This is a genomic window from Tsuneonella dongtanensis, from assembly GCF_001698205.1.
Lineage (GTDB): Bacteria > Pseudomonadota > Alphaproteobacteria > Sphingomonadales > Sphingomonadaceae > Tsuneonella > Tsuneonella dongtanensis.
Window position 1 is genome coordinate 191,036 of sequence record NZ_CP016591.1, and the last position, 20,946, is coordinate 211,981.

Here is a 20,946-nt window from a genome sequence, read left to right on the forward strand (position 1 = left end):
CCATGCAAATGAGGTCGATCGTCGCCGCCGCCATCCTGCTGGCCGGCGGGCCTCTTTCCGCGCGCGAGGCCCTCGTCGGCGGGACCATTATCGACGGGACGGGCCGCACGATCGAGAACGGCGTGGTCGTGATCGACAGAAGCCGCCTGGCCTGCGTCGGCAGCGCGACCGAATGCCCGCTAGACCGCAAGACCAGGCGTATCGACGTGGCGGGCAAGTTCGTCACCCCTGGCCTCGTCGATGCGCACGTCCATTTCGCGCAGACCGGCTGGATCGACGGGCGCCCGGACGGGCTCGAAGACAAGGCCGTTTATCCCTATGAAGCCACAGTGGCCGCTCTCCGCGCCGATCCGGGGCGATGGCACCGCTCCTACCTGTGCAGCGGGGTGACCGCGGTGCTCGATACCGGCGGCGCGCCGTGGACCGTCACCGGACCGCAGACGCGCGACACCGACCGGTCCGACCGGGCGCACGTGCGTGCCGCGGGACCCTTGATCACGCATGGCGGGCGCAACGAGTTCTACGCCTACGGTTCTCTCAAGGACGAGCCGATGTTCCTGCCGATGGAAAGCGCCGCGCAGGTTCGCGCCGACGTCGCGCGGCTCAAGGCGATGGGGGCGGCGGCGATCAAGGTCTGGTATCTCGATCCGCCGAAGGGCCGCGAGGACGAGCTCGACGCGCTGCTCATGGAAACCGGCGCCGCGGCGCGCGCGGCGGGGCTTCCCCTGATCGTCCACGCGACCGAGCTTCGCAATGCCAAGATGGCCTTGCGCGCAGGCGCGCACTTGCTCGTGCACAGCGTCGAGGATGCGCCGGTCGATGCGGAGTTCCTGTCGCTGCTCAAGGCAAACGACGCGGCCTACGCACCGACGCTGGTGGTCGGCCGCAACTGGTCGCGGGCGACGCTTTCGATTGCGACCGGAGAAGCGGCGACAATCGATGATCCCAACCGGTGCGCCGACACCGCGATAATGGAACGCATCGGCAAGCCTCAGGCTCTCCATGCCGCCTTTCTCAAGGACTGGGGCGGCAAGGTCACGCCCTTCGCCCGCCGGTTCGAAGCGGTCGGGCGCGAAGCCTATGTCATGGCGGGCAACCTGCGCGCGGTGCGCGACGCGGGCGGGCGCATCGTGCTCGCGACCGACGCGGGTAATCCGCTCACGCTGCACGGACCCTCGGTAAACTGGGAGATGGAGGCGATGCAGGCGGCGGGAATGACGCCCACCGAGATCATCGTCGCCGCGACCGGCGCCGCCGCACGCGCGATCGGACTGGGCGAGGCGACCGGCACGCTCGAGCGCGGCAAAGAAGCGGACCTCCTCGTCCTCGCGGACGATCCGCGCAAGGACATAAAGGCGTTCCGCTCGCTGACCCACGTCATGCGGGCGGGCGTGCTCAAACCGCAATCCGACCTGCGGGTGCGATGACGGCGTAAGAAAAAGGCCCCGCCGGATCGCTCCGTCGGGGCCTCCTTTAAGATAGGCGAAGAGGTTTACTCTTCGGTCTCGGCGTCCTCGACCGGTGCCTCGTCCGACTGCTGCAGGTAGTCGCCCGCATCGGCATCGGTGCCGTGGGTCTCACCCTCCATCACGGCCAGCGGATCGTCGCCGATCGCTGCTTCGGGCCCCTGCTCGAGCTCGGCCGCATGCTCCTCTTCGGCGGTATTCGCCATGATGAGGTGCTCCTGCGCCTTGCGCCAGGCGGCGCGCAGCGCGGCGTCGCGGCTGCTGGCCGCGATGCGCATGCGGTTCATGCCCGCGCCGGTTCCCGCCGGGATGAGGCGGCCGACGATGACGTTTTCCTTGAGCCCGATCAGCGAATCCTTCTTCCCTTCGACCGCCGCCTGCGTGAGCACGCGGGTGGTTTCCTGGAACGAAGCGGCCGAGATGAACGAGCGCGTCTGGAGCGAGGCCTTGGTGATGCCGAGCAGCACAGGCGTACCGGTCGCGGGCGTTTTGCCCTTGGCCAGCTTGCTGTTGATCTCGTCCATCTCCTCGCGGTCGACCTGCTCGCCGGGCAGCAGCACGGTGTCGCCACCGTTGGTGATCTCGACCTTCTGCAGCATCTGGCGAACGATCACCTCGATGTGCTTGTCGTTGATCTTCACGCCCTGCAGTCGATAGACCTCCTGGATCTCGTTCACGAGATACTCGGCCAGGCTCTCGATCCCCATAACCTCGAGGATGTCGTGCGGGTTCGGCGAGCCCGAGATGAGCGTGTCGCCCTTCTTGACGAAGTCGCCTTCCTGCACGTCGATGACCTTGGTCTTCGGGATCAGGTATTCCACCGGATCCCCTTCCTCGGGCACGATCGCGATCTTGCGCTTGGCCTTGTACTCGCGGACGAATTCGACCCGGCCGGAGATCTTGGCGATCACCGAAACGTCCTTGGGCATGCGTGCCTCGAACAGTTCGGCGACGCGCGGCAGACCGCCGGTGATGTCGCGGGTCTTGGCGGCTTCACGCGAAGCACGGGCAAGGATGTCTCCCGCCTCGACCATCTGGCCGTCCTCGACCGAGAGTGAGGTACCGGGCGCCAGCATGTAGCGCTGGGCCTCGGTCTCTTCGCCCTTCTTGCCCGCTTCCTCGCCCAGCAGGGTGAGGCGCGGACGCAGGTCGTCCTTCTTCTTGCGGCTCGACGCGCGCAGCTCGGTCACGACACGCTGGGCGATGCCCGTGGCGTCGTCGACGCGCTCTTCCATGGTCACGCCGTCGACGAGGTCCTGGAAGCGCACGATACCCGACTGCTCGGTGATGATCGGCAGGGTGAACGGGTCCCACTCGGCCAGTCGCTCACCGATCTTCACGGTGTCGCCGTCCTTGTGCATCAGCACGGTACCGTAGGGCACGCGGTGCAGCTCGCGCTCGCGTCCCTCGGCGTCGATCACCACGATCTCGCCGTTGCGGGCGAGACTGAGGATGCGGCCGCGCTTGTCGACGATCGTCGGCATGTCGCGGTATTCGACGCGGCCGTCCGAGATCGCCTCGAGGTGCGAGGTTTCGTTGAGCTGCGCCGCACCGCCGATGTGGAAGGTCCGCATCGTCAGCTGGGTGCCAGGCTCGCCGATCGACTGCGCCGCGATGACGCCGACGGCCTCGCCGATGTTCACCGGAGTACCGCGGGCGAGATCGCGCCCGTAGCAGGTGCCGCAGACGCCCTGTTCGGCCTCGCAGATGAGGGGCGAACGGATCTTGGCCGACTGCACTTCGGCAGCCTCGATCGCGGCGACCATCGGCTCGTCGAGCAGGGTGCCCGCCTTGACGATAACTTCGCCGGTCTTGGCGTTGACGAGGTCTTCCGCAGTGGTGCGGCCGAGGATGCGCTCGCCAAGCGAGGCGATCACCGAACCGCCCTGCACGATGGCGCGCATTTCGAGCGCACGCTCGGTGCCGCAGTCGTCCTGTACGATCACGCAGTCCTGCGACACGTCGACGAGGCGGCGGGTCAGGTAACCCGAGTTCGCCGTCTTCAGCGCGGTGTCCGCGAGACCCTTGCGGGCGCCGTGGGTCGAGTTGAAGTACTCAAGGACGGTCAGGCCTTCCTTGAAGTTCGAGATGATCGGGGTCTCGATGATCTCGCCCGAGGGCTTGGCCATGAGGCCGCGCATGCCCGCAAGCTGCTTCATCTGCGCCGGGCTGCCACGCGCGCCGGAGTGCGACATCATGTAGATCGAGTTGATCTGCTTCTCGCGACCGTTCTCGTCCTTGGGACGCGCACGGATCTCGTCCATCATCGCGTCGGCCACCTTGTCGCCGGTACGGCTCCAGGCGTCGATCACCTTGTTGTACTTTTCCTGCTGGGTGATCAGGCCGTCCTGGTACTGCTGCTCGTAGTCGGCAACCAGCGCCTTGGCTTCCTCGATCATGCCTGCCTTGCTGTCGGGGATGATCATGTCGTCCTTGCCGAACGAGATGCCGGCCTTGAACGCGTGGCGGAAGCCCAGCGCCATGATGGCGTCGGCGAACAGCACCGTGTCCTTCTGGCCGGTGTGGCGATAGACCTGGTCGATGACGTCCCCGATCTCCTTCTTGGTGAGGAGGCGGTTGACGACCTCGAACGGGACCGTGTGCCGCTTCGGCAGGCACTCGCCGATCAGCATGCGGCCCGGCGTGGTCTCGACGCGGAGCATGTACTCCTTGCCGTTCTCGTCGGTCTGCGGAACGCGGCTGACGATCTTCGAGTGCAGCGTGACCGCACCGACGTGCAGCGCCTGGTGCACTTCGGCCATGTCGGCCAGCATCATGCCCTCGCCGGGTTCGCCTTCGCGGTCCATCGACAGGTAGTAAAGGCCAAGGACCATGTCCTGCGAAGGTACGATGATCGGCTTGCCGTTGGCTGGCGAGAGGATGTTGTTGGTCGACATCATCAGCACGCGCGCTTCGAGCTGGGCTTCCAGCGAAAGCGGCACGTGGACGGCCATCTGGTCACCGTCGAAGTCGGCGTTGAAGGCCGAGCAGACGAGCGGGTGCAGCTGGATCGCCTTGCCCTCGATCAGGACGGGCTCGAACGCCTGGATACCGAGGCGGTGGAGCGTCGGAGCGCGATTCAAGAGGACCGGGTGCTCGCGAATGACTTCGTCGAGGATGTCCCAGACTTCCTTGCGCTCTTTCTCGACCCACTTCTTCGCCTGCTTGAGGGTCATCGACAGACCCTTGGCGTCGAGGCGGGCGTAGATGAACGGCTTGAACAGTTCGAGCGCCATCTTTTTGGGCAGGCCGCACTGGTGCAGCTTGAGTTCCGGCCCGGTCACGATGACCGAGCGGCCCGAATAGTCGACGCGCTTGCCGAGCAGGTTCTGGCGGAAGCGGCCCTGCTTGCCCTTGAGCATGTCGGACAGCGACTTCAGCGGACGCTTGTTGGCGCCGGTGATGACGCGACCGCGGCGGCCGTTGTCGAACAGCGCGTCGACCGCTTCCTGCAGCATGCGCTTTTCGTTGCGGACGATGATGTCCGGCGCGCGCAGCTCGATCAGGCGCTTCAGGCGGTTGTTGCGGTTGATCACGCGGCGATAGAGATCGTTGAGATCGGACGTCGCGAAACGGCCGCCGTCGAGCGGCACCAGCGGGCGCAGCTCGGGCGGGATGACCGGGATCACCTCGAGGATCATCCATTCGGGGCGGTTGCCCGAATCGATGAAGCTTTCGACGACCTTCAGCCGCTTGATGATCTTCTTGGGCTTGAGCGTGGACTTGGTGGTCTCGAGTTCCTCGAGCAGCGCGTCGCGCTCGCCTTCGAGGTCGAGTTCCATCAGCATGGTCTTGACCGCGGCCGCGCCGATGTCGGCGGTGAACGCGTCTTCGCCGTACTCGTCCTGCGCGTCGAGCAGCTCGTCCTCGGTGAGGAGCTGGAACTTCTCGAGCGGGGTCAGGCCGGGCTCGGTGACGATGTAGCTCTCGAAGTAGAGAACGCGCTCGAGCTGCTTGAGCTGCATGTCGAGCAGCAGGCCGATGCGGCTCGGCAGGCTCTTGAGGAACCAGATGTGCGCGACCGGTGCGGCGAGCTCGATGTGGCCCATGCGCTCGCGGCGGACCTTGGTCACGGTCACCTCGACGCCGCACTTCTCGCAGACGACGCCCTTGTACTTCATGCGCTTGTACTTGCCGCACAGGCACTCGTAGTCCTTCACCGGACCGAAGATGCGCGCGCAGAACAGGCCGTCACGCTCGGGCTTGAACGTGCGGTAGTTGATCGTTTCCGGCTTCTTGATCTCGCCGAAGCTCCACGAGCGGATGCGCTCGGGCGAGGCGATGCCGATCTGGATCTGGTCGAACGTCTCGGGCTTGGCGATCTGGTTGGTGAATTTGGTCAGTTCGTTCATTTTTCGGTCCCTCTGGGGGTGAAATCCGTATCTCGATCAGTTGCCGGCGGCTGGGAGTTGAACCCGCACCCCGTTGCCGGGGACCACTGGAGTGGTGCGTCTACCGTTCCGCCACACCGGCCTGATCATTACTCTGCCGCGATGGCCAAGCCGTCGGCGTCGTCGTCATCCTCGCCGAGCGAGGAGAGTTCGACGTTGAGGCCGAGGCTGCGCATTTCCTTCACGAGCACGTTGAAGCTCTCCGGGATGCCGGCCTCGAAGGTGTCGTCACCCTTGACGATCGCTTCGTAGACCTTCTGCCGGCCGACCACGTCGTCCGACTTCACGGTGAGCATTTCCTGCAGCGTGTAGGCGGCGCCGTAGGCTTGGAGCGCCCAGACCTCCATTTCGCCGAAGCGCTGGCCGCCGAACTGCGCCTTGCCGCCCAGCGGCTGCTGGGTGACGAGGCTGTACGGCCCGATCGAACGCGCGTGGATCTTGTCGTCGACGAGGTGGTGGAGCTTCAGCATGTAGATGTAGCCCACGGTCACCTTGCGGTCGAACGCCTCGCCGGTGCGGCCGTCGTAGAGCACGACCTGGCCCGAAGTCGGCAGGTTCGCCTTCTCGAGCATCGCCGAAACGTCCGCCTCGCGCGCACCGTCGAAGACCGGGGTACCGAACGGCACGCCGTTCTTCAGCGTCCCCGCCATCTCCACGATGTCCTCGGCCGAACGGCTGTCGATGTCACCATGGTACTGCTCGCCATAGACTTCCTTCAGCTTCTCGACGACCGCGGTCGGCGCCTTGGCCGCCTGCGGATCAGGATTGGCCTCGCGCCACTCTTCGAGCGCAGCGGTGATCTGCTGACCAAGCCCGCGCGCGGCCATGCCGAGGTGGGTTTCGAAGATCTGACCGACGTTCATGCGCGAAGGCACGCCGAGCGGGTTCAGGACGATGTCGACCGGGGTCCCGTCCTCGAGGAACGGCATGTCCTCGGCCGGCAGGATGCGGCTGATGACGCCCTTGTTGCCGTGACGGCCGGCCATCTTGTCGCCCGGCTGCAGCTTGCGCTTCACCGCGACGAAGACCTTGACCATCTTCAGCACGCCCGGGGCCAGTTCGTCGCCGCGCTCGAGCTTCTCCTTACGGTCCTCGAACTTCTCGTCGATGCCCTTCACCGCTTCGTCGTACTGCGCCTTGATCGCCTCGATCTGCGCCTGGCGACCGTCGTCGGCGACCGCGAACTTGAACCACTCGAACTTCTCGACGCCTTCGAGCAGTTCGTCGGTGATCGCTTCGCCCTTCTTGATGCCCTTGGGCGCGGCCGAGGCAACCTGGCCGACGAGCATGTCCTTCAGGCGGTTGTAGGTCGCGCGGTTGAGGATCGCCCGCTCGTCCTGGCTATCCTTGCGGAGCTGTTCGATCTCCTGGTTCTGGATCGCGCGGGTACGGTCGTCGACCTCGATGCCGTGGCGGTTGAAAACGCGCACGTCGACGATCGTACCGGCAACGCCCGGGGGCAGGCGGAGCGAAGTGTCGCGCACGTCGCTCGCCTTCTCGCCGAAGATCGCGCGGAGGAGCTTTTCCTCCGGCGTCATCGGGCTTTCGCCCTTCGGCGTGATCTTGCCGACCAGGATATCGCCCGGGTGCACTTCGGCGCCGATGTAGACGATGCCCGCCTCGTCGAGGTTGCGCAGGGCTTCCTCGCCGACGTTCGGGATGTCGCGGGTGATGTCCTCGGGCCCTAGCTTGGTGTCGCGGGCCATGACCTCGAATTCCTCGATGTGGATCGAGGTGAACACGTCGTCCTTCACGATGCGTTCGGAGATCAGAATCGAGTCCTCGTAGTTGTAGCCGTTCCACGGCATGAACGCGACGAGGCTGTTGCGGCCGAGCGCAAGCTCGCCGAACTCGGTCGAGGGACCGTCGGCGATGATGTCGCCCTGTTCGACGACGTCGCCGACCTTCACCAGCGGACGCTGGTTGATGCAGGTCGACTGGTTCGAGCGTTCGAACTTCTGCAGGCGATAGATGTCGACGCCCGACTGGCCGGGCTCGACGTCGCCCACCGCGCGGATGACGATGCGGGTCGCGTCCACCTGGTCGACCACGCCGCCGCGGCCGGCGGTGATGGCCGCGCCCGAATCGCGCGCCACTGTCTCCTCCATGCCGGTGCCCACGAACGGCGCCTCGGCACGGACCAGCGGCACCGCTTGGCGCTGCATGTTCGAGCCCATCAGTGCGCGGTTCGCGTCATCGTTCTCGAGGAACGGGATCAGCGAGGCGGCGACCGAGACGAGCTGCTTGGGCGAGACGTCCATCAGCGTGATCTGGTCCTTGGGCAGCATCACGAACTCGCCGGCCTGGCGCGCCGAGATCAGGTCCTCGACGAACGAACCATCCTCGTTGGTCTCCGCCGAAGCCTGCGCGACGGCGTGCTTCTGCTCTTCCATCGCCGAGAGGTAGACGACCTCGCCCGACACCTTGCCGTCCTTCACGAGGCGGTAGGGCGTCTCGATGAAGCCATACTTGTTGACGCGTGCGAAGGTCGAGAGCGAGTTGATAAGGCCGATGTTCGGGCCTTCCGGAGTCTCGATCGGGCAGATGCGGCCGTAGTGCGTCGGGTGCACGTCGCGCACCTCGAACCCGGCACGCTCGCGGGTGAGACCGCCCGGCCCGAGCGCCGAGACGCGGCGCTTGTGCGTCACTTCGGAGAGCGGGTTGGTCTGGTCCATGAACTGCGACAGCTGGCTGGAGCCGAAGAACTCGCGCACCGCGGCCACGGCGGGCTTCGCGTTGATGAGGTCGTTCGGCATCACCGTCGACACGTCGACCGAGCTCATGCGCTCCTTCACTGCGCGTTCCATGCGCAGCAGGCCGACGCGGTACTGGTTCTCGAGCAGCTCGCCGACCGAACGCACGCGGCGGTTGCCGAGGTTGTCGATGTCGTCGACTTCGCCCTTGCCGTCCTTCAGGCCGACCAGTTCCTTGACCACGGCGAGGATGTCTTCCTTGCGCAGCGTGGTCACCGTGTCCTCGGCGTCTAAGCCGAGGCGCATGTTGAGCTTCACGCGGCCGACCGCCGACAGGTCATAACGCTCGCTGTCGAAGAACAGGCCTTCGAACAGGGCCTCGGCGGTTTCCTTGGTCGGCGGCTCACCCGGACGCATGACCTTGTAAATCGCCTCGAGGCCTTCCTCGCGGTTCTCGGCCTTGTCGACCTTCAGGGTGTTGCGGATCCACGGGCCCGTGTTGACGTCGTCGATGTCGAGCAGCTCGAGCCGGTCGACGCCCGCCTTGTCGAGCGCCTCGAGGTTGTCAGGGCCGACTTCGTCACCAGCCTCGATCCAGATGCGGCCGGTCTTCTCGTCGATCAGGTCGTTGGCGGCGAAGCGGCCGAAGATTTCCTCGGTCGGGATCAGCAACGCCTCGAGCCCGTCCTTCGCGGCCTTGTTCGCGGCACGCGGGCTGATCTTCTGGCCGGCCGGGAATACTTCCTCGCCGGTCTTGGCATCGACCAGCGCGAACGCAGGCTTCTGGCCGCGCCACGCTTCGGCGCTAAAGGGGACCTTCCAGCCGTCCTTCGCGCGCTCCCACGAAATGGTGTCGTAGAAGTGATGCAGGATGTCCTCGGCGGACAGGCCGAGGGCGTAGAGCAGCGCCGTGACCGGCAGCTTGCGCTTGCGGTCGATACGGACATTCACGATGTCCTTGGCGTCGAACTCGAAGTCGAGCCAAGATCCGCGGTACGGGATGACGCGCGCGGCGAACAGCAGCTTGCCCGAGGAATGCGTCTTGCCGCGATCGTGGTCGAACAGCACACCCGGCGAACGGTGCATCTGCGAAACGATCACGCGCTCGGTGCCGTTGATGATGAAGGTGCCGTTCTCGGTCATGAGCGGCATGTCGCCCATGTAGACGTCCTGCTCCTTGATATCGAGGACGCTGCGGGTCTCGGTCTCGGTATCCACCTCGAACACGATCAGGCGCAGGGTGACCTTCATCGGCGCGGCATAGGTGATGCCCCGCTGGCGGCACTCGGTGGTGTCGTACTTCGGATCTTCCAGCTCGTAGTGGACGAAGTCGAGCTCGGCGGTGCCGGCGAAGTCGCGGATCGGGAACACGCTGCGCAGGGTCTTCTCGAGGCCCGACACATAACCGGTGCTCTTGTCCGAGCGCAGGAACTGCTCATAGCTCTCGCGCTGGACCTCGATGAGGTTCGGCATCTGCACAACTTCGTGGATGTCGCCGAAGATGCGGCGGATGCGCTTCTTCGCGGTGCCGGTCTGCTTGCCGCGGGTAGGAGCCGGGGCCTTCGCCTTGGTTGCCATGGAGGTAAGTCGCCTCTGTATTGCGCCGCTCGGGTTGCGGCATGCCGTCAATGTCTCGTGCGCGGGCGAGAAACCGCGAGACGCAAAAAGCCCGCAGCACAAAGGCACCCCTTCCGGGAGCCGGCTGCAGGTCTTGGGCACCCATCAAAGTATTACTTTGATGGGAACCTCGTGCGTCGCGATTATGGAAACGCCGCTTCCATCCTGGGCCCGTCGCCGCGCATCGACGGACCGTGCTCGAAGCGAGCGGTCGGAGGGGCATATAGGCAGGCGACTCGGGCGAGTCAAACGGGCGCGATGCCTTTCAGGAGTGCTTCAAGGGTCCCAAGATAGGGCCGGGAAGAGATTTTCTCGTTTTTCGATCAGGCACTTATCGTTTTTCGATATTTATCGATTGACGATAAAGCCGCCTTTATTTATCGATTATCGGCATCAAGCATATTGGAGATCGAGAAATGACCCGGACCAACAACAACATCGCCGCCGCCTGCATCGCCCTGCTGCTGACGCTCGCGACCTTCCAGCAAGCTATCGTGATCCCGTCCGATCACACGCCATCGATCGCCACCGCCCAGCTCGCCTGACGCACGTCCATCGAGGAAGGAGTATCGATCATGTCATTGCGCCCCAAGGACCCCTTGCTCACGGCCGCCCGGCTGGTCATCGGCTTCTTCATCGCCATCGGCGGCCTCGTCATCGCGGCAATCGTCGTCGGCATCCCGGCGATGCTACTCAATCAGGCCTGGATACTCGCCGCTGTTGCGGATGAAGGGGTAACTGCGGGCCCCGAAATATTTGGGGCAATCGGCATCACGCTCGTCTGCATCGCCGCCTTCATCGCTTTGGCGATCTGGTTTCTTATACTCCTGCGCCGGATCGTAGACACGGTCGGAAAAGGAGACCCTTTCGTTCCGGAAAATGCAAACCGGCTAGCCCGAATGGGGTGGATCGTTGTCGGCACACAGGTTCTTTCCATCCCCGGTGGGGCGATGGTCCTGTGGCTTGCCGAGGTGTTCAAGGAGGCCGAGAATATTCACGTCAACGGCGATGTCGGAATATCCGGCGGCGCCATCGTCCTGATCCTCGTCCTCTTCATCCTTGCCCGCGTGTTCCGCCAAGGCGCAGCGATGCGCGAAGACCTGGAAGGGACCGTGTGATGCCAGCCGAAGAAGGAACTCACATCATGGTCACGCTGGACGACCTGCTTCACGCCCGCCGGATGACGCTGACGGAACTCGCCGAACGCGTCGGTCTCACCCTAGCCAACCTGTCGATCCTCAAGACCGGCAAGGCCAAGGCGATCCGCTTTTCGACCCTCGAGGCGATCTGCCGGGAACTCGAATGCCAGCCGGGCGACCTGCTGAGCTACCGCGCCCAAGCCACGGCAACCGACTGAATTCTGCCGAGCCGGACAACCTGTCCCTCCCCCGACGGCTCGCAGAACTTCCCGCCGGACTTGCCATTCGCAAGTCCGGCGGGAACCATGTTCAATTGTGGCGATTGTAAGGCGCAGATATCAGGAGATTTTCCCATGAAGAAGCTTGCCCTTGCCGCCGCCCTGCCGTTCGCCCTCAGCTTGGCGGCCTGTGCCGACAGCACTCCCGAAGCCGCCGACGGTGACATGGCCACTGCCGAAGCAACCGACGATGCGCTCGCCACCGACACCAGCGCAGTCGGTCCGACCGATACTACGCCGGGCGCCACATCGACCGATTCGATGACCCCCAAGCAGCTCGACACCACAGCCGAGAATCTCGAGGAACGCGCAGACCGCGTCGAAGACGTCAACGAAGCGGAAGCCGATCGTCTCGAAGCGCAGGCCAAGGCGCTTCAGGAAAAGCGCGACGCGAAGGACTAAGCCTTCCCCGTCATCCGCGCTCGAAGCTTGACTTCGCAGCGCACTCGTCTAGAGGCCCGCCCCGTCCGGCGGGCCTCTTTGCATTTGCACGAGGCTGGCAGGACGTCCGTCCGAGACAGTTGGTGGTCGGGATCTGCCCGGCCTTAATTTCCAGCCTAGACGGGGAAACGAGATTTTCCGGCGGTCGCCCTCGCGCGCCCGCCGTCACGGTGTTCGCACCGCTCCTTCCCCATCGGTGGACCCGCCCACGGCGCTTCGGCGTCCGTGGCAACGTGAGCCGGCTCCGCGTCCGCGCGGGGTCATTAGAAGGAGCAAGGCATGGATCGTTCGCAGAAAGCCGATGCGGTCGCCGAGCTGAGCGAAGTCTTCAACGAGGTCGGCGTGGTGGTTGTCACCCGCAACCTCGGCATGTCGGTGGCCCAGTCCACCGACCTGCGCACGAAGATGCGCGACGCCGGTGCGACCTACAAGGTGGCGAAGAACCGTCTGGCCAAGCTGGCACTCAACGACACCCCCTACACGGGCCTCGAGGAATTCCTCACCGGTCCGACGGGCCTTGCCTGGTCGACCGACCCGGTGGCGGCGGCCAAGGCCGCGGTGGATTTCGCCAAGACGAACGACAAGCTCGAGATCGTCGGCGGATCGATGGGTAGCCAGGTGCTCGACGAAGCAGGGGTCAAGGCGCTCGCCTCGATGCCCAGCCTCGACGAGCTGCGTGCCAAGCTGATCGGCCTCGTCAACGCGCCGGCGACCAAGGTCGTCCAGCTCGTCAACGCGCCCGCCAGCAAGCTTGCCCGCGTCTTCGGCGCCTATGCCGCCAAGGACGCTGCGTAAGCGGTTATTCCCTGAAGCAACAATTCTCGGGGCAATTTTCCGCCCCGGCCCAATTTGGAGTGAAACATCATGGCCGATATCGCCAAGCTTGTTGAAGAACTGTCGAAGCTGACCGTCCTCGAAGCCGCCGACCTCGCGAAGGCGCTCGAAGAAGCGTGGGGCGTCAGCGCCGCCGCTGCGGTTGCCGTTGCCGCCCCCGCCGGTGGTGGCGATGCCGCCCCGGCTGCGGAAGAGCAGACCGAATTCGACGTCATCCTGACCGGTGACGGCGGCAAGAAGATCCAGGTGATCAAGGAAGTCCGCGCCATCACCGGTCTGGGCCTGACCGAAGCCAAGGCCCTCGTCGAGAGCGCGCCGAAGGCCGTCAAGGAAGGCGTCAACAAGGCGGAAGCCGAAGACATCAAGAAGAAGATCGAGGAAGCCGGCGGCACCGTCGAGCTCAAGTAAGCCTTTCGCTTACGAGCCTCGTCTCCTTTGCGAGACAAGCGAAGGGCGGTCCCTGCCGGGGCCGCCCTTTTTCGCATCGGGGCGGCCGGCCGACAGAAATCATCGGCTAATCATCAGCATCCCATCATGGCCTTTTCGCCGAACCCGGTGCCTACCTCTGCCATCGGAAACGACCGGACAGAGGGACATGCCAGCATCGAAATTCGCAATCGCCGCCAGCGTGGGCGTGCTGGGCTTGTTGAGCGCATGCGGGGGTGACAGCGCACCGGCTCCGCCTGCGCCGGTTGCGACCGCGACACCGGCGCCCTCTCCCACACCATCGCCCTCGCCTACGCCGTCGCCCTCTCCAACCCCGACTTCGGTTCCCCTGTCGGGGCCCCCGGCGATCGCCGCGGTCGGCGAATTCACCGTCCTGTCCGCCTTCGTCAGCTATACGTCCGACACCGAGAACAGGAACCGCGCCGACATGGTCGAACAGTTCGACGGCACGCGATTTCGCTACCTTGCGAGTGGTGATCACGAGTTGCTGCTGCCGACGTTCGACTGGATCACGCTGCTGAAGCCCGCGTCCGGGACCGCCTCTTTCACAACGCAGCGCCCCGAAGAGGCGTCGGGACGCAAGGGGATCGAGCTCCTCCTGCTCCGGCCCGATGCGGCTGCGCTCGACCTCGACTTTTCGGGTTACGGCTGGTGGTACATGAACCGGCTGATCGAACCTTCGCCCGGCCGCCGCTTGAACCAGTACGGGGCCTTCGCGTACGGGGTCGCCACGCCATTGTCCGCCGTGCCCATGACCGGAAGGCACACCTACACCGGCTTCGTCGACGTCGAAGGTGGCGGAACGCCCAGCCCGGTGACCTTGACGATCGACTTCGGCACGCGCGCGATCGAGGGTAGCTTGCGAGCCACCTTGACGGAATTCGGCGGTGCACCAGTGCCGGTCGGCACATATCCTTTCGTCGCGTCGCTTCCTGCGGGCCAGACTACTTTTGCACTGGACATACCGCTCGACGCCGGACGGATCGGCAAGCTCGACGTGCAATTCGCGGGTCCCGCGGCGCAGGAAGTCATGCTTCGCTTTCGCGGCACGATCCCTTGCATCTTCGTCAACGGCGGCACCTGCGACGTGATCGGCGCCGGGGCAGCAAAGCGCCCCTCGCCCTGACGTCAGCTCGTAGTCCGCTTCGGGCGCGCGTTCTGCCTGATCACCATGTCGCGCGCGGCGCGGTAATCGCCCGCCTCACGCTGCGCGTCGAGCCGCTCGAGATCGGTCTTGCGGTAATGGTCCTCGGCCTCGTCGATGTCCTGCTGCGAATCGCCGAGCGCCTCGAGGGCGGCACGGCCCATCTGGAGGGCGGACTCCATGACTTCGCGCACGGCGTAGTCGTGGGGCGCATCGCGCAGGTCGATCAGGGTGCGGCGGTCGTAGGCGCGCAGGAATACCCTGGCCTGCGGAAATGCCTCGCGGACAGCCTCGAGCAGCTCTCGGTCGATCTGCTTGCCGTCGAGGCAGAAGCAGATCGCAGCGGCCTCCGCCGCGCCCGCCTGCCGCAGCAGGTCGATGCGCGTGCCGTCCCCGAAATAGACCTTGCTGCCGAACTCGCTCGCGACATCGATCATTTCCGTATCGGTGTCGATCAGGGTGACCTGGATGTCGCTCGCAATCATCATCTGGGCGACGGTCTGGCCGAACCGACCGTATCCGACGACGAGTACCGCCGCGCCATCCGAGCGAGGCCCCTCTCGGCGTTCCTTCGATTCCGGAGGTCGCCGCAAGGGGCGCGAGAGCATCATCAAGAATGGCGTCGCGGCCATCGAAATCGTCACCACCGCGCCGAACAGGCTGGCCGCTTCCGGTTCGATGAGCAGCCCTTGCTGCGCCTGGGCGAATAGCACGAAGCCGAACTCGCCGCCCTGGCTGAGCAGGAGGCCCAGTGCGAGCGAGGTGCGCCCGCCCATGCCGAGCAAGAGGCCGAGTCCCGCTATGATGGCCGTCTTGATGGCGATGAGACCGATGGCGGCGATGAGCACGAAGAACGGTCGCTCGGCGATCGCGCCGAGGTCGAGCATCATGCCCACGGCAAGGAAGAAGAGGCCCAGCAGGATCGAACGGAATGGCTCGACGTCGGTCTCCAGCTCGTGCCGGTAGGGCGTGTCGGCGAGCATCACTCCCGCAATGAACGCGCCAAGAGCCGTCGACAGGCCCAGAAGCTCCATCACCGCCGCGCTGGCGGCGACGGTGAACAGCGCGGCGACGATGAACATCTCGCGCTCGCCAAGGCCGCCGATCAGGCGGAACAGCGGCCGGATCACGAACCGCCCCGCCAGGATCAGGCCCGCGATCGCCGCGATCGTCATGAGCATGAACTGCCAGCCGGGCGGTCCAGCCTGGTCCGCGGGATTACGGCTCAATGCCGCGACCACGGTGATCATCGGAATGAGGGACAGGTCTTGGAACAGCAGGATAGAGAATGCGCGCTCGCCGAACGGGGTCCTGAGACGTCCCGCCGATTGCAGCATCGGCAGCACCTGTGCGGTCGAGGACAACGCAAGCGGCATGCCGAGCGCGATCGCGGCGGGCCAAGAAAAGCCGGTCGTCAGCCCGATCGCGCCGGTCAAGGCCACGCCGCAGAGCAGGACCTGCGCCAGCCCGAGACCAAAAATCTCCTTCTTCATGCGCCACAGCCGCGCCGGCGCAAGTTCCAGGCCGACCACGAAGAGCAGAAGGACGATGCCGAGCTCGGCGATGGCGATCTTGCCTTCGGCCTCGCCGGTCAGGCCAAGCACCTGCGGCCCGATGATCGCCCCGGCGACCAGGTAGCCGAGGGTGGCACCCAGCCCCAGCCGGCGAAACAGCAGCACGAAACCCAGCGCAAATCCCAGCATGACGACGCTGTCACGCAAGAAGTGAGTGGCGGTCTCGTGCTCCATCAGCCGCGACGGAAAGTAGACACGGTCACAAGGTCTTCATGTAGGCGATGATCTCGGCCCGCTTGGCCGGGTCCTTGACGCCGGGGTATACCATCTTGGTCCCGGGGACCGTTTTCATCGGACTTTCGAGGTAGCGGTCGAGCGTGGCATCGTCCCATGTGAGGCCCGACGCCTTCATGGCCGCGCTGAACGCGTAACCCGGTATCTCGCCTGCCTTGGTACCGTAGACGCCTGCCAGCGACGGTCCGATCCCGTGCTTGCCGGGAACGACCTGGTGACACGTCTTGCACTGGGCGAACGCGGTCGGCGCAGGGGCTGCCGCAGCAGCGGTTTCTGCAGGCACTGCCGCTTCGCTCGGTTCCGGCTGGGCGGCGGTGGCCCCGTCAGGTTCGGGCGCGGCCGCATCTTCGGACGGCTGGCCGCACGCCGCGAGCGCGAGGAAAGGAAGGACGATGGCAACTCGGCAACGCATGGCTTCTCCCTTCGCAGGCGTAGGGGAGCGATAGCGTTCCGGACACGATCGTCAAAGGCGCAAATTGGCCCTCACGCCGATCATGTCGATTCCCGGATTCTGCTGCCGGTCGAACAGCCGCGCGTTCGAAATGTGAACCCAGCTCGCCTCGACGCTAAGCCGCGGACCGATCGGCACGCCGATTGCGATCTCGGGCTCGAACAGGACCCGGCTCCCTAGGTCGGTGCGCACGCCGATCACCGGATTGGTGCGCAATCTGGGAGCGTTGTGGACCACTAGCCCCAGACCCGGCCGCACATAGGCGCCGCCGAGGCTGAACTTGCGACTGATCCCGATCCCGGCGAAGTCGGTGCCGCCTTCGCTGCTGTTCACCGAGCCGAAGACATACGGCTCGACACGCGCCAACGGCAGGATCGGGTCCAGCCGGTAGCCGACCTGGAGATCCACGCCGGTTTCCTGTGTATCGAGGGTGAAGGGCGTGTCGACGGCGTGCTTGTACACGCCCCCGTACAGTTCGCCTGCCGATGCGGGACTGGCGATCAGGGGGAATGCGACGGCGGCTGCAAAGGCGAGTGTGCGGATCATGCGCGCGGCATAAGCTGTGGCCCGCTTGCCGCAAGCTGAAGCGAAAATCGCCGCCCCGTTCAGGCTTCGCTTTCGGCATCGCTCGACCGCGCCTATCCGGGCCGGCTTTATGTCTGACACAGGCATCCTTTCAGCCGCCCCCGACCGGGGTACGGCCTGGCGGCAGGAAATTGCCGCAACGCTTCGGCTTGCCTGGCCGCTGGCGGCCGCGAACCTGTTGCAGATGCTGGTCTGGGCGATCGACGTGATGTTCATTGCGCGGCTGGGCACCATCCCGCTCGCCGCCGCGAGTCTCTCGTTCGCCCTGTTCGGCACGCTGATGTGGTCGCTCACCGGACTGACCGGCATGGTCTCCGCGTTGATCGCAGCTGCGCTGGGCCGCGGAACGGGAGTTGTGCGAGAGGTTCGCCGCGCCACCCGTATGGCCATGTGGCTCGCCATCATCAGCGCCACGATCCTGGCCGTCGCGATGTATCGCGGCGAGGCTTTCATGCTGATGACCGGACAGGAGGCCGAGATATCGGCGCTTGCCGGGGAGTTTCTCGCGGTCCTTGGCTGGGCGGCGATTCCGATGCTGCTGTGCAACGTTCTTCGCAGCTACGTTTCCGCCCTCGATCGACCCGTCATCGCGACGGTCGTGGTCGGACTTCAGGTCGCGGTCGCGGCGCTGGCGAACTACGTCCTGGTTTTCGGCCACTTCGGGTTCCCGGCGCTGGGGATGGTCGGGTCGGCACTCGCCAGCAGCGTCACGGCGTGGCTCGGCGTGCTTGCCTACGTCGCCCTCATCCAGTCGGACCGGCGGCTCCGCTCGTTTCACATCTTCGGTCGCTGGTGGAGCCCGGACTGGAGCTATTTCCGTCGCCTAATAGTGTTGGGGGCGCCGGTAACCCTGACGATCGTCGCCGAAGGCGGGCTGTTCAACAGCGCGGCCTTCATGATGGGCCTGATCGGCGCGGACCAGCTTGCGGCGCACACGCTGGCGCTCCAGCTCGCCGCATTTGCCTTCCAGGTGCCGTTCGGCGTTTCGCAGGCGGCGACGATCCGGGTCGGCTACTTTTACGGCGCCGGCGATCGAGATGGAATCGCGCGTGCCGGCTGGGCGGCGATCGTGGTGGGTACCGGGTTCATGCTGACGACCGCCACCGCCATGCTCGTCGCGCCACTGACCCTCCTGTCGCTCTACATCGATCCGCGGGCGCCGCAGTACGCCGCAACCGTCGGCTTCGCCGTGGTCTACCTGCGTGTGGCCGCCGCGTTCCAGCTGTTCGACGGCTTCCAGGCGGTCGCCGCGGGCAGCTTGCGGGGGCTGCAGGATACCAGCGCCCCGATGTGGATCGCGCTCGTCGGCTTCTGGATTCCCGGCCTCGCGACGATGCTGTGGCTCGGCTTCCGCACGCCGCTGGAAGGGCTCGGAATCTGGATCGGACTGCTCGTCGCGCTCGTGGTCGTGGCCGCGGGCCTGCTAGGCCGCTGGCTGCTGCGCGAGCGGTTCGGCCTGCTTCCCGTACAGGCCGCCTGACGAAAATCTTCCGCTCGGGCGCTTGACGCCTACTTGAGGCGCACTAAATGCGCTTGCGCTGGCACTCTCCATGCGAGAGTGCCAAGGTGACTCATTCAACCAACCCGAGAGAGGGCAAGCATCATGGCATTTCGTCCGTTGCACGACCGCGTTCTCGTCCGCCGTATCGAGGCAGACAGCAAGACCGCCGGCGGCATCATCATCCCCGACAGCGCCCAGGAAAAGCCGAGCGAGGGCGAGATCGTCGCCGTTGGCGACGGCGCCCGTGACGACGACGGCGACCGCATCGCGCTCGACGTCAAAGTCGGCGACCGCGTGCTGTTCGGCAAGTGGTCCGGCACCGAAGTGAAGATCGACGGTGAGGACCTCCTCATCATGAAGGAAGGCGACATCATGGGGATCATCGGCTGATCGCCGGTCCCTGACGCTTTTCGATAAACCAGACGAACTCCAGGAGAAACGAAAATGGCAGCCAAGGACGTGAAGTTCGGGCGCGACGCGCGCGAACGCATTCTCGCCGGCGTCGACACCCTCGCCAACGCCGTCAAGGTCACGCTCGGCCCCAAGGGTCGCAACGTCGTGATCGACAAGAGCTTCGGCGCACCGCGCATCACCAAGGACGGCGTCACCGTCGCTAAGGAGATCGAGCTCAAGGACAAGTTCGAGAACATGGGCGCGCAGATGCTGCGCGAAGTGGCCTCGAAGACCAACGACCTCGCCGGTGACGGCACCACCACCGCGACCGTTCTTGCCCAGGCGATCGTTCGCGAAGGCATGAAGTCGGTCGCGGCCGGCATGAATCCGATGGACCTCAAGCGCGGCATCGACCTCGCCGTCGGCAAGGTCGTCGAGAACCTCAAGGCGCGTTCGAAGGACGTGGCCGGCTCGAACGAGATCGCCCAGGTCGGCATCATCTCGGCCAACGGCGACACCGAAGTCGGCAACAAGATTGCCGAGGCGATGGAAAAGGTCGGCAAGGAAGGCGTGATCACCGTCGAAGAGGCGAAGGGTCTCGAGTTCGAGCTGGACGTCGTCGAGGGCATGCAGTTCGACCGCGGCTACCTGTCGCCCTACTTCATCACCAACCCCGACAAGATGACTGTCGAGCTGGATAACCCCTACATCCTGATCCACGAGAAGAAGCTGTCGTCGCTCCAGGCGATGCTGCCGATCCTCGAGGCGGTGGTGCAGTCGGGTCGTCCGCTGCTGATCATCGCCGAGGACATTGAGGGCGAGGCGCTCGCCACGCTCGTGGTCAACAAGCTGCGCGGCGGCCTTAAGGTCGCTGCCGTCAAGGCTCCCGGGTTCGGCGATCGCCGCAAGGCGATGCTGCAGGACATCGCGATCCTGACCAAGGGCGAGATGATCAGCGAAGACCTCGGCATCAAGCTCGAGAACGTCACGCTCGGCATGCTCGGTGAAGCCAAGCGTGTCTCGATCGACAAGGACAACACCATCATCGTCGATGGCGCCGGCTCGGCCGACGACATCAAGGCACGCGTGGGCGAAATCCGCACCCAGATCGACGCCACCACCAGCGATTACGACCGCGAGAAGCTCCAGGAGCGTCTCGCCAAGCTCGCCGGCGGTGTTGCGGTTATCAAGGTCGGCGGCGCCTCCGAAGTCGAGGTGAAGGAGCGCAAGGACCGGGTTGACGACGCGCTTCACGCGACCCGCGCCGCGGTCGAAGAAGGCATCGTCCCGGGCGGCGGTACCGCGCTTCTCTACGCCACCAAGGCGCTCGAGGGCCTGACCGGCGCCAACGAGGACCAGACCCGTGGCATCGACATCGTCCGCCGCGCGCTCTGGGCGCCGGTGCGCCAGATCGCCGAGAACGCCGGCCACGACGGCGCGGTGGTTTCGGGCAAGCTGATCGACGGCAACGACGAGAACATGGGCTTCAACGCCCAGACCGACGTCTACGAGAACCTCGTCAACGCCGGCGTGATCGACCCGACCAAGGTCGTTCGCACCGCACTGCAGGATGCGGCCTCGGTCGCCGGCCTGCTGATCACCACCGAGGCGGCGATCAGCGAGAAGCCGGAAGACAAGCCGGCCGCGCCGATGCCCGACATGGGCGGCATGGGCGGTATGGGCTTCTAAGCCCCCGCTCGAGCGAACCATACCGGGGGGCCGGCGGAGCGATCCGCCGGCCCCCTTTCTTTGGGCACG

General features: G+C 65.4%; 16 protein-coding genes and 1 tRNA gene. 11 read left to right on the top strand and 6 right to left on the bottom strand.

Annotation, left to right across the window (positions count from 1 at the left end; translation table 11 throughout):
- The first annotated feature begins 8 nt into the window (after window positions 1–8).
- Entirely contained in the window at window positions 9–1,427 is a 1,419-nt protein-coding gene (locus A6F68_RS00855; protein WP_067675012.1) for an amidohydrolase family protein, read from the top strand.
- Between the two features lie 65 nt (window positions 1,428–1,492).
- Here the strand turns inward: A6F68_RS00855 and rpoC are convergent, their stop codons facing one another.
- From rpoC to rpoB, 3 genes are all read right to left on the bottom strand, one after another.
- Window positions 1,493–5,818, bottom strand: a complete 4,326-nt coding sequence (gene rpoC / locus A6F68_RS00860) for a DNA-directed RNA polymerase subunit beta' (RefSeq protein ID WP_067675015.1) — start codon at window positions 5,816–5,818, stop codon at window positions 1,493–1,495.
- A gap of 41 nt (window positions 5,819–5,859) precedes the next feature.
- Window positions 5,860–5,939 (bottom strand) — tRNA-OTHER (locus A6F68_RS00865).
- Between the two features lie 7 nt (window positions 5,940–5,946).
- Window positions 5,947–10,128, bottom strand: a complete 4,182-nt coding sequence (gene rpoB, locus A6F68_RS00870) for a DNA-directed RNA polymerase subunit beta (protein WP_067675018.1) — start codon at window positions 10,126–10,128, stop codon at window positions 5,947–5,949.
- Between the two features lie 455 nt (window positions 10,129–10,583).
- Here rpoB and A6F68_RS15350 point away from each other — a divergent pair, with 455 nt between their 5' ends.
- The 7 genes from A6F68_RS15350 (at window position 10,584) to A6F68_RS00900 (ending at window position 14,432) form a co-directional block, all read left to right on the top strand.
- On the top strand, window positions 10,584–10,712 hold the full coding sequence (locus tag A6F68_RS15350) for a hypothetical protein (protein WP_257784454.1): 129 nt from the start codon (window positions 10,584–10,586) through the stop codon (window positions 10,710–10,712).
- 30 nt (window positions 10,713–10,742) lie between these two features.
- Entirely contained in the window at window positions 10,743–11,285 is a 543-nt protein-coding gene (locus tag A6F68_RS00875; RefSeq protein ID WP_067675021.1) for a DUF2975 domain-containing protein, read from the top strand.
- Window positions 11,285–11,524 (top strand): helix-turn-helix domain-containing protein, encoded by a 240-nt coding sequence (locus A6F68_RS00880; protein ID WP_067675024.1) that lies wholly within the window; start codon window positions 11,285–11,287, stop codon window positions 11,522–11,524. The genes A6F68_RS00875 and A6F68_RS00880 overlap by 1 nt, the downstream gene beginning before the upstream one ends.
- A 135-nt stretch (window positions 11,525–11,659) precedes the next feature.
- On the top strand, window positions 11,660–11,986 hold the full coding sequence (locus A6F68_RS00885) for a hypothetical protein (protein WP_067675027.1): 327 nt from the start codon (window positions 11,660–11,662) through the stop codon (window positions 11,984–11,986).
- A gap of 318 nt (window positions 11,987–12,304) precedes the next feature.
- Entirely contained in the window at window positions 12,305–12,820 is a 516-nt protein-coding gene (gene rplJ, locus A6F68_RS00890; protein WP_067675030.1) for a 50S ribosomal protein L10, read from the top strand.
- A 69-nt stretch (window positions 12,821–12,889) separates the two neighbouring features.
- Entirely contained in the window at window positions 12,890–13,267 is a 378-nt protein-coding gene (gene rplL, locus A6F68_RS00895; protein ID WP_067675033.1) for a 50S ribosomal protein L7/L12, read from the top strand.
- A 187-nt stretch (window positions 13,268–13,454) separates the two neighbouring features.
- Entirely contained in the window at window positions 13,455–14,432 is a 978-nt protein-coding gene (locus tag A6F68_RS00900) for a hypothetical protein (RefSeq protein ID WP_157096600.1), read from the top strand.
- Window positions 14,433–14,434: 2 nt separating this feature from the next.
- Here A6F68_RS00900 and A6F68_RS00905 read toward each other — a convergent pair whose 3' ends face one another.
- The 3 genes from A6F68_RS00905 to A6F68_RS00915 are packed head-to-tail and all read right to left on the bottom strand — an operon-like array spanning window position 14,435 to window position 17,255.
- Window positions 14,435–16,198 (bottom strand): cation:proton antiporter domain-containing protein, encoded by a 1,764-nt coding sequence (locus tag A6F68_RS00905; RefSeq protein ID WP_067675039.1) that lies wholly within the window; start codon window positions 16,196–16,198, stop codon window positions 14,435–14,437.
- A gap of 25 nt (window positions 16,199–16,223) precedes the next feature.
- A complete protein-coding gene (locus A6F68_RS00910; protein ID WP_084001481.1) occupies window positions 16,224–16,670 on the bottom strand; it encodes a c-type cytochrome in 447 nt (148 codons plus the stop codon).
- Between the two features lie 51 nt (window positions 16,671–16,721).
- Entirely contained in the window at window positions 16,722–17,255 is a 534-nt protein-coding gene (locus A6F68_RS00915) for an acyloxyacyl hydrolase (RefSeq protein WP_067675042.1), read from the bottom strand.
- Window positions 17,256–17,364: 109 nt separating this feature from the next.
- Between A6F68_RS00915 and A6F68_RS00920 the strand changes: the two genes are divergently transcribed.
- From A6F68_RS00920 to groL, 3 genes are all read left to right on the top strand, one after another.
- Window positions 17,365–18,774 (top strand): MATE family efflux transporter, encoded by a 1,410-nt coding sequence (locus A6F68_RS00920; protein ID WP_067675045.1) that lies wholly within the window; start codon window positions 17,365–17,367, stop codon window positions 18,772–18,774.
- A gap of 123 nt (window positions 18,775–18,897) precedes the next feature.
- The gene (gene groES, locus A6F68_RS00925) at window positions 18,898–19,185 is read left to right on the top strand and encodes a co-chaperone GroES (RefSeq protein WP_067675048.1); all 288 of its coding nucleotides are present in this window, start codon (window positions 18,898–18,900) and stop codon (window positions 19,183–19,185) included.
- Window positions 19,186–19,239: 54 nt separating this feature from the next.
- Window positions 19,240–20,877: a chaperonin GroEL gene (groL, locus tag A6F68_RS00930; protein WP_067675051.1), complete on the top strand. Its 1,638-nt coding sequence runs from the start codon at window positions 19,240–19,242 to the stop codon at window positions 20,875–20,877.
- Window positions 20,878–20,946 lie beyond the last annotated feature (69 nt).

Bases quoted from the DNA above. Each gene is read 5' to 3' on its own strand.
- A6F68_RS00855 (WP_067675012.1), top strand. From the start codon at position 9: ATGAGGTCGATCGTCGCCGCCGCCATCCTGCTGGCCGGCGGGCCTCTT.
- rpoC (WP_067675015.1), bottom strand. From the start codon at position 5,818: ATGAACGAACTGACCAAATTCACCAACCAGATCGCCAAGCCCGAGACG.
- rpoB (WP_067675018.1), bottom strand. From the start codon at position 10,128: ATGGCAACCAAGGCGAAGGCCCCGGCTCCTACCCGCGGCAAGCAGACC.
- A6F68_RS15350 (WP_257784454.1), top strand. From the start codon at position 10,584: ATGACCCGGACCAACAACAACATCGCCGCCGCCTGCATCGCCCTGCTG.
- A6F68_RS00875 (WP_067675021.1), top strand. From the start codon at position 10,743: ATGTCATTGCGCCCCAAGGACCCCTTGCTCACGGCCGCCCGGCTGGTC.
- A6F68_RS00880 (WP_067675024.1), top strand. From the start codon at position 11,285: ATGCCAGCCGAAGAAGGAACTCACATCATGGTCACGCTGGACGACCTG.
- A6F68_RS00885 (WP_067675027.1), top strand. From the start codon at position 11,660: ATGAAGAAGCTTGCCCTTGCCGCCGCCCTGCCGTTCGCCCTCAGCTTG.
- rplJ (WP_067675030.1), top strand. From the start codon at position 12,305: ATGGATCGTTCGCAGAAAGCCGATGCGGTCGCCGAGCTGAGCGAAGTC.
- rplL (WP_067675033.1), top strand. From the start codon at position 12,890: ATGGCCGATATCGCCAAGCTTGTTGAAGAACTGTCGAAGCTGACCGTC.
- A6F68_RS00900 (WP_157096600.1), top strand. From the start codon at position 13,455: ATGCCAGCATCGAAATTCGCAATCGCCGCCAGCGTGGGCGTGCTGGGC.
- A6F68_RS00905 (WP_067675039.1), bottom strand. From the start codon at position 16,198: ATGGAGCACGAGACCGCCACTCACTTCTTGCGTGACAGCGTCGTCATG.
- A6F68_RS00910 (WP_084001481.1), bottom strand. From the start codon at position 16,670: ATGCGTTGCCGAGTTGCCATCGTCCTTCCTTTCCTCGCGCTCGCGGCG.
- A6F68_RS00915 (WP_067675042.1), bottom strand. From the start codon at position 17,255: ATGATCCGCACACTCGCCTTTGCAGCCGCCGTCGCATTCCCCCTGATC.
- A6F68_RS00920 (WP_067675045.1), top strand. From the start codon at position 17,365: ATGTCTGACACAGGCATCCTTTCAGCCGCCCCCGACCGGGGTACGGCC.
- groES (WP_067675048.1), top strand. From the start codon at position 18,898: ATGGCATTTCGTCCGTTGCACGACCGCGTTCTCGTCCGCCGTATCGAG.
- groL (WP_067675051.1), top strand. From the start codon at position 19,240: ATGGCAGCCAAGGACGTGAAGTTCGGGCGCGACGCGCGCGAACGCATT.